This window comes from Paenibacillus sp. BGI2013, assembly GCF_002843485.1.
GTDB lineage: Bacteria > Bacillota > Bacilli > Paenibacillales > Paenibacillaceae > Paenibacillus > Paenibacillus amylolyticus.
Genome location: NZ_PJFA01000014.1, coordinates 56,576 through 69,584 on the forward strand (window position 1 = coordinate 56,576; position 13,009 = coordinate 69,584).

11 protein-coding genes are annotated in these 13,009 nt (G+C 47.7%); all 11 read left to right on the top strand.

Annotated elements, in window-relative coordinates; genetic code table 11:
- The first annotated feature begins 306 nt into the window (after positions 1–306).
- The 11 genes from CXK86_RS26105 (at position 307) to CXK86_RS26150 (ending at position 12,984) form a co-directional block, all read left to right on the top strand.
- Complete coding sequence (locus tag CXK86_RS26105; RefSeq protein ID WP_101314815.1) at positions 307–2,337, top strand: cache domain-containing sensor histidine kinase; 2,031 nt, start codon at positions 307–309, stop codon at positions 2,335–2,337.
- Positions 2,328–4,094 (top strand): response regulator, encoded by a 1,767-nt coding sequence (locus tag CXK86_RS26110; RefSeq protein WP_101314816.1) that lies wholly within the window; start codon positions 2,328–2,330, stop codon positions 4,092–4,094. The genes CXK86_RS26105 and CXK86_RS26110 overlap by 10 nt, the downstream gene beginning before the upstream one ends.
- Positions 4,095–4,246: 152 nt before the next feature.
- Entirely contained in the window at positions 4,247–5,560 is a 1,314-nt protein-coding gene (locus CXK86_RS26115) for an extracellular solute-binding protein (protein WP_101314817.1), read from the top strand.
- 141 nt (positions 5,561–5,701) lie between these two features.
- Positions 5,702–6,571 (top strand): carbohydrate ABC transporter permease, encoded by an 870-nt coding sequence (locus tag CXK86_RS26120; RefSeq protein WP_101314818.1) that lies wholly within the window; start codon positions 5,702–5,704, stop codon positions 6,569–6,571.
- 15 nt (positions 6,572–6,586) lie between these two features.
- On the top strand, positions 6,587–7,462 hold the full coding sequence (locus CXK86_RS26125) for a carbohydrate ABC transporter permease (RefSeq protein WP_180361873.1): 876 nt from the start codon (positions 6,587–6,589) through the stop codon (positions 7,460–7,462).
- A gap of 26 nt (positions 7,463–7,488) precedes the next feature.
- On the top strand, positions 7,489–7,614 hold the full coding sequence (locus CXK86_RS32785) for a hypothetical protein (protein ID WP_257468208.1): 126 nt from the start codon (positions 7,489–7,491) through the stop codon (positions 7,612–7,614).
- Positions 7,615–7,659: 45 nt separating this feature from the next.
- Positions 7,660–8,301 (top strand): polysaccharide deacetylase family protein, encoded by a 642-nt coding sequence (locus tag CXK86_RS26130; RefSeq protein ID WP_101314819.1) that lies wholly within the window; start codon positions 7,660–7,662, stop codon positions 8,299–8,301.
- A 148-nt stretch (positions 8,302–8,449) separates the two neighbouring features.
- The gene (locus tag CXK86_RS26135; protein WP_036616263.1) at positions 8,450–9,703 is read left to right on the top strand and encodes a mechanosensitive ion channel family protein; all 1,254 of its coding nucleotides are present in this window, start codon (positions 8,450–8,452) and stop codon (positions 9,701–9,703) included.
- A 382-nt stretch (positions 9,704–10,085) separates the two neighbouring features.
- A complete protein-coding gene (locus CXK86_RS26140; RefSeq protein WP_047841473.1) occupies positions 10,086–10,535 on the top strand; it encodes a hypothetical protein in 450 nt (149 codons plus the stop codon).
- A 181-nt stretch (positions 10,536–10,716) separates the two neighbouring features.
- Positions 10,717–11,964, top strand: a complete 1,248-nt coding sequence (locus CXK86_RS26145) for a macrolide family glycosyltransferase (protein WP_101314820.1) — start codon at positions 10,717–10,719, stop codon at positions 11,962–11,964.
- A 165-nt stretch (positions 11,965–12,129) separates the two neighbouring features.
- Positions 12,130–12,984, top strand: a complete 855-nt coding sequence (locus tag CXK86_RS26150) for an aldo/keto reductase (RefSeq protein ID WP_101314821.1) — start codon at positions 12,130–12,132, stop codon at positions 12,982–12,984.
- Positions 12,985–13,009 lie beyond the last annotated feature (25 nt).

Consider the following 13,009-nt stretch of genomic DNA (forward strand, 5'->3'; position numbering starts at 1 on the left):
CCAATTACGGGGCCCCCACCCACAGCATTCACAGCGTTCACAACAATCGTCTTCCCAAAGCCTCATTCTACTTCACTCAGTCAAGCCATCCCCAAGCGATAAAAAGAGTTGAGCCTCCTCCATACACAGTCCTATAATATACAATTGTATAAAATCCGAGAGAGTGGTGGATATCACAACAGGTCATCCGATCCCAGCCGATAAACCCATCACACCTCGGAAACAAAGGAGGGTCACAGTGAATCAAAGAGCAAAAGATGCAACAACAGATGAAGGAGCAGTAACAGAGGGAGATGAAAAATAGAAGTGAAAGCAACGACCCAATCAGATATTGAGACCGATGCAAAAGTAAACGCAAATGCAAAAGCGAACACCAGTGCAATGAAGAACAATTGGACGCCCCGTTTCAAAGAGTTTATCCAACGCAAGCCCAAGACGCTGGCTTTTAAAATCCCGTTTGCCTACTTTGTCATTATTCTGCTAACGGTGGCGTTTAGTGCGTTGGTTTTAAATCGAATCTCGGAGAATGACGCGCAACGAAAGATCAATGAAGCATCACTACAGACGATTACATCCATTGAAACCAACGTTAATCTGATGATCGAGAACGTGAACAATTATTCGAAAATGATTTTCTCCGATCCCAACTTGCAGAACCTGCTGCGGCAGGGCAACGTGTACTCCAATTTACAGACACAGTCCAAGGTCAGCGCGTATTTGACCAATCTTATGCAAGCGGTTCCAATTATCGATTCAGTATATATTTACGATAATTCGGGGCACCGATTCTCGGTTGGTACACAGGAATGGCCCACGTTTATGGAAGCGAATGTGAAGGAAGCGCCGTGGTACGAACAGGCACTGAAGCATAACGGAAGATATCTGCTCAGGCTGAATGGTGGCAACAACGACAGCGGAGTCTCGGCGACGGGGGAGAATGATGGGCAAGAGGTGGTGTCGTTTATTCGCCTCATTCGGGATTTGGATGATACGTCTCCGCTTGGATTTCTGGTCATGAACATCAAAGGCAAATCAATCGCTCAGGCCTATGCCAACCTGTCTGCACCGGATTCATTTCAGGTGGCCATCCTGGATGAGCATCAGCGGGTGATTGCAACCAACGCTACCGATGGAAAGAAGGCCGTGCCTGCTGTATCCGGCGAATCCATATCTGCGGCTTCTGGACAGGAAGGGATGTACGAGATGTTAGAGGCCAATCAGGCCAAGTTAAAACAAACATTTCAAGAGCAATCTTCCGGCTTCATCACATTGCAATCGGGTGGTCAGGAATATGCGGTTACCTATCGTTCGGCTGGTGATGATCAGTGGAAATTCATCAGCATGAGCCCATACCGGGCTACGGATACCCGTAATAAATCCATGGTGCTGCTTGCGTTGATTCTACTGGCAGTGAATGGAACGGTCTTTTTCGTCAGTTCGTTCATCATCTCACGCAGCATCATTAAGCCGATTCACAAGCTGCTTCGTTCCATGCAGAAAGCGCCAAGTGGGAACTTCCGCAAAGTGACGGTTGAGCTGAACAGTTACGAGTTCGCACAGCTATATGGAGGATACAACCAGATGATTGAGCAGATTGACCAGATGCTGAAACGCATCATTCAGGAGCAGCAGACGATCCGCCGAGCAGAGCTGAATACACTTCAGGCGCAGATCAAGCCGCATTTTCTATATAACACACTTGATTCCATTACCTCCCTGGCGATGTCCGGCATGAACGAAAAGGTATGTGAGCTGTTAGAAGCGCTCGGAAGTTATTATCGGCTGAGTGTCAGCAAAGGGCGTGAACTGATTACACTGCACGAGGAGGTTGAGATTGTACGCAATTATCTGACGATCCAGCAGGTGCGATACCCCGGTGTATTTGAGGTGCAGTACGATATCGATTCAGGCTGTAAACGAGTGATGATTCCCAAGCTTGTGCTCCAGCCGTTGGTGGAAAATTCGCTGTATCACGGTATTCGTCCCAAAGGCAGCCCGGGCACGATACGCATCCAAGCTTGTCGATCCAAGGAGGGAGTACTTCTAACGATCACTGACGACGGAGTCGGCATGTCCGAGGAAGAAGTACAGCAGGTTCAACGCACAGAAATGAACATGTTTAACCGTTCTAACTCATCTAATCGCTCAAACTCATCTAATATTTCTAATCCTACCTATAACTCTAAACACAATCCAAGCTTTGGCTTGTGGGGAACGATGGAGCGGCTTCGCATTTTCTATGACAGAGAAGATGGACTCAAGCTGCAGAGCGAAGTTGGAAAAGGAACAACCATTATCATAACGATCCTGAAGGGAGCCGATGAATCATGGAATTAACTGTGGAACCATTAAAGGTATTGATTGTGGATGACGAGTACCTCATCCGAAATCTGCTGCGCATGCGTATCGATTGGGAGCAGCAAGGCATGACCATCATTGGCGAGGCCTCCGATGCTGCAGAGGCTTTGAATCAGGTTGAGTTGTTGCGTCCAGACATCGTGTTCACGGATATATACATGCCAAAGATGGACGGCATTGAACTAAGTGGCATCCTCATGGAGCGTTACCCGAACATAAAAATCGTGGTTGTGACGGGACATGATGAATTTGAATATGCTCGTCAGAGTGTGAAGCTGGGCATATCCGATTTTATTTTGAAACCCATCCGTGCTTCTGAGTTATTACAGGTTACGACGAAGCTGCGAGTGGCAATCGAGCAGGAGATGGGGCGTGAGTACGAGCTGATGAAGCTGCGGGAGGAGATGAAGCAGAGTTTGCCTTATCTCAGGGAGAGGTTTGTAAATCAATGGTTAAGTGATGTGATACCTGAGGATGAACTACAAGAGAAGGGGCGTTTCTTCGGCATTCCTATCTCGTCTGGCGAACCAGGATTGCGCATCGCAGTAATGGAGGTGGAGGTTGCTGTACCGCAAGCGAAGATAGCTGCACCAGAGGTATATCCACATCTGTCCGAACCATATCACCAAACACGCCAAACACACCAAACACATGAAGCACATCGAGGACCCCAACAACAACATGGTCAGCCCCAATTAAGCCAGCATCAAACAGAAGCCCATCGACAACCCGCTGAGGAAATACATATTTTGCTGCGAATGGTAGGCATGAAGCAGGTGCAGGCATTTTATCCGCAGGATTTACAAACCATTATCGTCATGGACCCGCATAACCGGATAGTTGTGCTCTCACTTGGTGCGGATACGGAATTTACCAATCAGGTACAGCAGCTTCAGGAAGAACTTCAACATACACTTAAGCTCGAAGGGTGTGAAGTTGATGTGACCGTAGGGATTGGGCAATGGCAATCAGGATGGGGAAGGGCCTGTGTGGGATACCGGGAAGCTTGTCGTGCACTCGATTATCAGGCGTTTGTGGGGAAAAATCAGGTTATTTGCTTCGAGGATCTGGTCATCGAAAACGGTAAGAGGCCCTACCACTCGGATGCTCAGTTGCTCCAACAACTGCAATTTTACGTCAGTGTTGGTGCGGGGGAAGAAGCCGTATTGTTGCTGGAGCGTATGCTGTCTGTGCCGTTTTCGGACGTTTCACAGTTTCGGATGGCAGCCATGGACGTGGTTACGGAGTGCCAGCGTGCTGCCATAGAGCAGCAGATTGAGGGAGAGCACGCATTGAACAAAGAGGCCGTTGCGGCCATTTTTACAGCAGATCATTTGCCCGAACTAAAAAGCATGCTGGAGCAGCATGTCCGCACCGTATCGGATGTCATACAAGCCAAGCGACAGGCCAAGGAAGGCAATCTGATCGACCGGGTGATGGCTTATCTTGAAGAGAACATGGGCAATGCGGAAGTGGGACTTTCCAGCACCGCGGCTGCTTTTTACGTAAGTTCGGGCCATCTGGGACGGCTGATGAAAAAAGAGACCGGGCAGACATTTGTGGAATATATGACGCAGCTTCGTATGAGAAAGGCCGAAACGTTGCTGAAGCAGACCGATTTAAAGGGGTATGAGATCGGGCAGCAGGTAGGCATCCCGGACCCGCATTATTTCAGCGTCTTGTTCAAAAAACATATCGGTCGGTCCATGAACGAATATCGGAATGTAAAAACCTGAAAAACGAGAATGTACCCCCCACACTACCAGTTCCAATTCCACATATGTTCGAATATTACAAATCGATGCCTGTTTTCTAAATGGAGAACAACGCACAGTTCGCCTAAAATATGGGCTAGAACGAACTAAAACACATAGGGAGGTCCATAGAGATGAAAGCGCTATTAAAAAAATCAGCAAGTCTAATTCTGACTCTGGGAATTGTAAGCAGTCTGGCGGCATGTTCATCCGGTTCGTCCAGTGGTACACAGGGGGAGAGCGATGGAAAGATCAAGCTGACGCTATGGGATCAATCAGTTGGCAATACCGATCCTTCGGCCAAACTGCTGCCCGAGATTGTTGAGAAATGGAACAGCGAGCATCCGGACATCCAGGTTGAACGTACGGGCACGACAGGAGAACAGTATAAAACCAAAGTCAAAACATCGATTGCGGCTGGTGAGGCGCCAGACCTGTTCTATGGCATGGGTGGCGGGAGTTTCATGCAGCCGTACATCAAATCCGGCAATGTGCTGGAAATCTCAAGTTACCTGACGGACGATATCAAAGAACGAATGGGTCCGGGAATGGCTGAGGCGATCAATATGGACGGCAAAATCTACACATTGCCCGTGTACACACATATCGCCAACCTTTACGTGAATACGGAACTGTTCGAGCAGGCGGGTGCCAAGATTCCGACCACCTATAACGAACTGCTGGATGCAGTCTCCAAGCTGAAAGCGGCGGGGATCACCCCGGCTGTGATTGGGGAAAAGGACCGCTGGCCGGGCATGTACTGGTACGACATTATTGCGATGCGTCAGGCAGGCAATGCTGCGGTGATGGAAGCCTTTAAAGATCCGTCGAAGTGGGATTCGCCCGACTTTGTAGCCGCCGCGACTAAAATGCAGCAGCTTGCGCAAGCAGGAGCGTTCAACAGCAGCATGTTCAGTATGAGCTATGACGAGATGCTTGGGGCATTTAATGCAGGTAACGGGGCGATGATGTTCCAGGCCAACTGGGTGAATGCTGGAATTGAGGACCCGTCCTCCGCAGTCAAAGGCAAAGTGAAAGTGATTCCGTTCCCGGTGTTTGAAGATGGCAAAGGCACAAATACCGAAATCTTCGGCGGAGCCGTCGATGGTTTCTACATCAACCAGAATACCAAACATTCGAAGGAAGCCGTGGAATTCCTCATGTATCTGAGCGAACAGCTTGGTACACAAGGTTTCCTGGCTGGAGCCGGCCTGCCAAGCTGGAAGACAGATGCACTCGACACATCCAGCCTGTCCTCCCTTGATCTGTCTGCGGCAGATATTATGAAAACGGCGACCTCATTCATCGCGTGGTGGGATAACATTCTGCCAGCGGAGTCTGCCGAAGCGCACAAAAACCTGATTGCCCAGCTGCTTGCCGGCGATGTAACACCGGAGGAGTTCTGCAAACAGATGGCACAGCTCAAACCAACAGAGCTGAGCCTGTAGGTCGCGCAGGCTAATATGCGCGCAGTGCTTACATGTGTACGCTCGTGAGCTTGACAAGCTGAAGCTTGCTAACAATGAAGATGAACCCAAACGAGGCGTGGTCCGGTGTATCCCGGTCACGCCTTTGAGAGGAGAACAACAATGAACTCTGTATTTTCCAATAAAGGCACGATAGCCGTCTTTGTACTGCCCACACTGACTCTCTTCTGCGGAATTGTGCTTATTCCCATCTTTGTCTCAAGTTATTACAGTCTGCTGGACTGGAACGGCGTGGGCAGGGGTACATTTATCGGCTTGGACAACTATGTGGAGATGTTTAAGGATACCCGGGTGCTGAATTCGGTCAAGAACTCCCTGTTATTCGCGGGTGCTTCGGTGTTCATTCAACTGCCGATCTCGCTGGTGCTCGCACTGATTCTGGCGTCCAACGTCAAGGGGGAAGGTTTCTACCGGACCGTGTATTTCATCCCGGTGTTGATCTCGACGGTGGTTATTGCCCAGTTGTGGTCAAAAATCTACAATGCCGATTACGGCCTGCTGAACGTGCTGCTGCAAAGTATCGGTTTATCCAGCCTGGCGCAGGACTGGCTGGGGCAGAAGGACACCGCGCTGGCGGCATCTTTTATTCCAACCTTGTGGCAGTACGTGGGGTATCACATGCTGCTGATGTATGCAGGTGCGAAGTCCGTGTCTCAGGATGTGCTCGAAGCGGCTCGAATGGATGGTGCTTCCCGTATTCGGACGGCGTGGTCCATTATGATCCCGCTGATGAAGCCAATTCTGAAGGTAAGCCTTGTTTTTTCGGTCATTGGTGCATTCAAAGTGTTTGACCTGATCTATGTGCTGACTGGCGGCGGGCCGTTCTACACCACTGAAGTGCCGAGCACGCTGATGTACGCTACCATTTTTGATACGTTCCGGTATGGATATGGCAGTGCGATCTCGGTCTTTATCATTGTGGAATGTCTGGTGTGTACGATCCTCATTAATTCATTGTTCAAAACGGAGTAGAGGGAGGCATAAGGCATGAGTACCGTAGAAGTCATGTTGCAAAAAAAGCCCAAGCCGAGGTCCATCTCCGGACCGATCGGGAAAGTGTTCCTGCAAGCGTTTCTGATCCTCGTTGCGATTGTACAGATCTACCCGCTCATCTGGCTGGCGCTGTTTTCCCTGAAGGATAACAGTGAGATCTTCAGCGGTGATGTGGCCGGGTTACCCAAAACGTTTTTGTGGAGCAACTACACCAAAGCAATGTCCGACGGCCATGTGCTGACCTATTTTATGAATAGTGTGTTGGTTACTGCAGCCTCCATTGTCTTGGTACTGATCTTGTCCTCCATGACGGGATACGCAATCACGAGAATGAATTGGAAGCTCAGCGGGTTGACGATGACAATCATTTTGCTGGGCATGATGGTGCCGATTCATGCGGCGTTGCTGCCATTGTTTATTATTTTGAAGAATCTGAGCCTGCTCAACAGCTACTGGTCTCTGATCATTCCTTATGTGGCATTTGGCATTCCGATGGCTGTATTCATTCTGGGCAGTTTTTTCAAAGGTATCCCAAGAGAGATGGAGGAGTCGGCGGTTATCGACGGCTGCGGCATATACCGGACGTTTTTCTCCATTATCCTGCCTCTGGTAACCCCGGCTATATCAACGGTAGCCATCTTCACATTTCTGTCATGCTGGAATGAGCTGATGTTTGCAGTAACGTTTATCAATAACACGGCTTACCAGACATTGACGGTGGGCATGATGTCGATGGTGGGAACGTACATTACGCAATGGGGTATCATTGGTGCTGGACTGATGATTACGACGGTGCCGACGGTGGTCATCTATCTGCTGCTGAACAAACAGGTGCAAAAGAGTATGATCGCAGGTGCGATCAAAGGTTAGCTGGAGGCTGGGCTGGACTGGAGGGCGTGGCGGTAGAAGGGCTTGCTGCTCGCTCGCTTGCTTGTACTATCTTTCTGGTAGATATCGACTTGATTCGGGATTTCGCAAGGTGTGATCTCTGGACTAGACCGGAGCCTGTGGTCATGGAATAATAAGGGGTATATAGCCAGTCAGTTTCAGAGAGGGGTCATTATAGTATGGTCAATATCGTGATGGTAGAGCAGGAGTCTGTTCGGGAAAAGGTTGTGGCGTTCACGTTTGATGATGGGCCACATCCGGTCTATACACCTCAAGTGCTTGAGATTTTCCGGCGTGCCGGTGGGCAGGCGACGTTTTTCATGATTGGCCAAGAGATAGAGAACCACCCGGAGATTGCGGCGGAGGTGCACCGTGAAGGGCATGAGATCGCCAACCATACGTACACGCATCCGGATCTGACCAAGTTGACGCTGGAGGAAGCCGGAGAGGAGCTGCAACGTGCAGAAAATCTTGTTCAAAAAGTTACGGGGCAACCTGCCCGCTGCTTCCGACCGCCGTATTTTGGCGTAAACGATGATATATTGTCTCTGGCGGCGGAGCGTGGATATCGTACGATTGGTGCGGTGAACGGTGATGCGAGAGATTGGGACAATCCCGGCGTTGAGCACATTCTGGAGCATACCCGGTCTGCGGTGAAACCCGGCAGCGTGCTCATATTCCATGACGGGTACGGGGATCGTTCCCAGACGGTGGAGGCGGTTCGTGTGCTGGTGGATGAACTGGTCGCGGAAGGGTACCGTCTGGTGACGGTGAGTGAGTTGCTGGACATTTCTCGTGATCATGATGCAAAGACGACATAATCAAGTGGACCCATCATTCTTTGAATGACAGGGTCCTTTTTTAATATATATAATACATAGGAAGAACGGAGCGGGAGCACAAACTTTGCTTGCCCTCTCAAACTACTTTATAATAATAGGCTAAACTAGATTATGTCAGGAGGAAACAATGGACTTTATCAGAAATCAACTAGAAGAACTCGGCATGAGTGGACCCTCCATTGGTTATCTTTCAAACATCATTATGATTATTTTTATAGCAGTGATCTCGATATTGGCGAATGTGATTGCCAAGCGAGTGGTACTGAAGACGGTCCATCGTATCGTAAGTAACAACCGTTTCAAGTGGGGCCATATTGTGGTTCAGAAAAATTTATTTCAGAAGCTGTCGCATCTTGTGCCAGCCATTATAATCTATTATTCTGCTTATATTTTCTCGCCCTATCAGGCCATAATTGAAAAATCAGCAATGACCTATATGATTGTTATCATGATTACGGTTCTGAATGCTCTGCTGAATGTGTTCGATGATATCTATCGTACCTATGAGGTGTCGAAGATTCGCCCAATCAAGAGTTACATTCAGGTAGCCAAGATTGTCCTGTTCATTATCGGGGGCATTATCGTCATCTCCAGCCTGATCGGACAGAACCCGCTCATTATCCTTAGTGGACTTGGGGCGTTATCGGCGGTATTAATGCTCGTATTCAAAGACTCGATCCTGGGCCTCGTGGCGGGTGTACAGCTATCGTCGAACGATATGGTGCGCGTTGGTGACTGGATCGAGATGCCAAAGTATAATGCGGACGGTGATGTCATCGACATTACATTGAATACGGTAAAGGTTATGAATTTTGATAAAACGATTACGATGATTCCCAGCTACGCCCTCATTTCGGACTCGTTCCGTAACTGGAGAGGGATGCAGGTGTCCGGTGGCAGAAGGATTAAGCGGAGTATCTATATTGATATCAGCAGTATCCGTTTTTGTACGGAAGAGATGGTGGCTGAATTTGAGAAAATCCACTACCTGACTGATTATGTCACGGAAAAATTAAAGGAAATTCAAGCGTACAACATGGAGCACGAGGTGAATACCGAAAGCAACGTGAACGGCAGACAACTGACAAATGTCGGTGTATTCCGGGAATATATCCATCAATATTTGAGGAATCATCCAAAAATCAATAAAGATATGACGATGATTGTGCGACAATTAGCACCGGAAGATCGCGGGCTGCCTCTGGAAATCTATGCATTCAGCAATGATATCAACTGGGGTGTATATGAGAACGTTCAGGCGGATATCTTTGACCATATCTTCGCGGTGGCGTCAACATTTGGACTACGGGCCTTCCAGAATCCAACTGGACATGACATTGTGCAGCTGAAAGAGGATAAGCAATATGCGCGAGAGTATTAAGAAGATTTATCAAAATAGATGTGACGGCCACCATATTGGTGGTCGTTTTTACGTTTGGATGCACCTCCATTTCGGCCACGGGTGAGGATATGTGGAGTCCTAACAAGTTGGCTAATTTTAAAATCACAGGAACACATCCAAGTGCTTTATTTATGAGACTGACGGTCAGTTCATGGGATAGGGTTCAGTGCAAGATAACAAAACAGAATGTCTGCAAAAACAAGTAGACAATATGTATTTCTTTACATTATAATCTAATTAATTCCATATTTTGAAAGGGGTGATTTGGAGCTTTTTCTGATCAGGCGTGTCTATGAACGAGGGAAAAGCATGAAGTCTCTTTGGCGTGCTAACTTTTCAAAAGAAATGGAGGGAGAATGAAATGAAGAAAACATTGTATTCTGCTATTATGATAACGCTTTTATCAGGATCGATTGTGGGTACGGCCTTGGCGGATAATTACGAGTCGAATGACACTTTGAGCAGCGCGTATAAAATCCCAACGCAAACGGTGGCCACTCCCTACGGTCCGGCTTACTGGGGTGGAAGTGCTTGGTCTTATCTATCATCCCCGACAGATGTAGACTACTTTACATTCAGAGGGCATGGCAAATCTGTCGTGCTGGGTTCTCCTTCCGGCTATGATTACGATCTGTACGCCTATGACAGCGCTGGAAATTTGGTTGCTTCTTCTACGAATACGTCAGGAGCGGATACGGTTCTTGTCGACTACAATAATGTATATTTTAAAGTGATAAGCAAAGATGGACGATACAGCGATACCGATGCTTACAGCGTAACCTTTTATAAAAGGGATGTCTGGGTGCCGTGACCAGCTCGTGAGAGTAAAAAACGTTAGGTATCGTAGACTTTAATGCTTCCGTCTCATGAATAGGAACTCTACCGCCTCAATGAGGTAGTAGAGTTTTATTTATTCAAGCCAATGGTCTGGAAGAATGGGTTACCATATCCCCCACTTGAGTGCATTGGAAAATTTAATGGAGGTGAGTGCCGTGGCACGTGTATTAGTTGTGATGATCCCTGCAGAAGGCCATATCAATCCGTCGCTTGGATTAATCAAGGAACTGGTAGAGAACGGTGATGAAGTGGTTTACTGTTGTACCGAAAAATACCGGACGAAGATTGAAGCGTTAGGCGCACAATTTAAGGCCTATTCCTTCAACGAGGCAACCCTGCTCAACAACCCCGGTATGAAGCCATTTGAACTCAAGCATCCTTACCAATTTTTATATATGATATTGGCAAAAGTTATTCAACGCTTTATACCAGATGTTCTGAATCTGATCAAAAATGATGAAACCTACGATTATATCATTTTTGACTCCATCATAGGCTGGGGAGGACAAATTCTAGGTGAGAAGCTAGGTATACCAACGGTATGCTCAACCAGCACCTTTGTTTTTGTGGAGCCTCTTGGGTCAGACAATCAACTGAATGATGATACGGAGGAGGTCAAGGAGCTATATAACAGCATCGTGGAAGTGTCCCAGCAAATAGCTTCCCAGTTCGATGTGGCTGTACCTTCCCTGGCGGAACTTTTAGAGCATTCAGGACAACTGAAGATTGTGTATACAAGTCGTTATTTTCAACCCATGGGGGAGAAGCTGGATGACAGCTTTGTATTCACTGGCCCATCTATTATCCCCCGAAAGGATGCGCCAGGCTTTGCAAACGAATCTCTGTATGCTCTTTACAAACAGGCAGTTTATATTTCGATGGGAACCATTTTAAATAAGGATCTTGATTTTTATAAGCTTTGCTTTACGGCCTTTCGTGATTTGCCTGTGCAGTTTATCTTGTCTTCTGGGAAGGATACCGATATAGAGCCCATTGCTGATCTCATTCCTGACAATTTCATCATAAGACCCTATGTCCCTCAACTGGAAGTGTTGCAGTGTGTAGATGCTTTTCTGACCCATGCAGGCATGAACAGTACCAGCGAAGCTTTGTATTACAATGTACCATTAATCATGCTTCCATTAACATCGGATCAGCCGCGTGTAGCAGGCCGGGTACAGGAGTTGGGAGCAGGGGTCATCGTGGACAAAAATAACCTTACACCCGATGTGCTTAGAAACGCAGTATTAGAAGTGCTCGGTAATGCCTCCTACAAGGAGCATGCTGAGGTTATTGGGAAAACGTTACGCGATGCTGGCGGGTATAAGCAGGCTGCTATGGCTATTAAGAACTTTATAGGCAATCAACGGTTATCGGCCACGCCCATCTCTTCGTTTGAATGAAAAGGAGACCGTTCTTCATGAGAGCTAGAAGAGGAAGCCGTCACCCGACTAAAATGGAGTGGTGACTTCCAATTGATTCAAGCGCCTATGGAGGGGTAGATAAACGGAGAGGGGCATTATTTTTACCATATTGTTCGTATACCTTTTGCAAAGGAGAGTCTTCAGATGAATCATCAAATTCCGGAATATACATTGAACGATGGCTTGAAAGTGCCTGCAATTGGATTTGGTACCTATAGTTTAAAAGGTGAAGAAGGCGTTAAATCGATCGCGTCCGCAATGGATGCGGGTTATCGATTAATTGATACGGCGTATAACTATGAGAATGAGGCAACGGTGGGCAGAGCAATCAAACAAAGCTCCATCGCCAGAGAAGAACTACTCATTTCCTCGAAGTTGCCGGGGCGTTATCACGCTCATGATAAAGCACTTGTGGCGATCCAGGAATCCCTGTACAGAGCGGATCTGGATTATTACGACCTGTATCTGATTCACTGGCCCAATCCGAAAAAGGACATATATGTCGAGGCATGGCAAGCACTGATCGAAGCCAAAAAACGTGGATATATCCGATCCATTGGAGTCAGCAACTTCCTGCCTGAGCACAATGATCGGCTGATTAAGGAAACGGGGATAGCGCCGAGTCTGAATCAGATTGAGCTGCATCCGTTCTTTGACCAAGCCGATCAGCGGGAACAGGATACAAAGCATGGCATCGTGAACGAATCCTGGAGTCCGATTGGACGTGGCAATGATGCCGTACAGGATATTCTGAAGGATGAGAACATTCTTCGGATTGCGGAAACGCATGGCAAAACGCCAACCCAGATTATTCTGCGCTGGCATGTTCAGCTGGGTTCCATTCCCATTCCGAAAGCCGGCTCCTTGCAGCATCAACAGGAAAATATCGATATATTCGATTTTGAGTTGAGCACAGAAGAGATGCAGGTCATCTCTGCATTTAATCGTCCAGATGGACGTTTGTGGGATCAGGACCCAAGCGAGTACGAAGAATTTTAAAGAACGACAAATGAAGGGCTGCTCT

Bases quoted from the DNA above. Each gene is read 5' to 3' on its own strand.
- CXK86_RS26125 (WP_180361873.1), top strand. From the start codon at position 6,587: ATGAGTACCGTAGAAGTCATGTTGCAAAAAAAGCCCAAGCCGAGGTCC.
- CXK86_RS26135 (WP_036616263.1), top strand. From the start codon at position 8,450: ATGGACTTTATCAGAAATCAACTAGAAGAACTCGGCATGAGTGGACCC.
- CXK86_RS26120 (WP_101314818.1), top strand. From the start codon at position 5,702: ATGAACTCTGTATTTTCCAATAAAGGCACGATAGCCGTCTTTGTACTG.
- CXK86_RS26150 (WP_101314821.1), top strand. From the start codon at position 12,130: ATGAATCATCAAATTCCGGAATATACATTGAACGATGGCTTGAAAGTG.
- CXK86_RS26140 (WP_047841473.1), top strand. From the start codon at position 10,086: ATGAAGAAAACATTGTATTCTGCTATTATGATAACGCTTTTATCAGGA.
- CXK86_RS26115 (WP_101314817.1), top strand. From the start codon at position 4,247: ATGAAAGCGCTATTAAAAAAATCAGCAAGTCTAATTCTGACTCTGGGA.
- CXK86_RS26130 (WP_101314819.1), top strand. From the start codon at position 7,660: ATGGTCAATATCGTGATGGTAGAGCAGGAGTCTGTTCGGGAAAAGGTT.
- CXK86_RS26110 (WP_101314816.1), top strand. From the start codon at position 2,328: ATGGAATTAACTGTGGAACCATTAAAGGTATTGATTGTGGATGACGAG.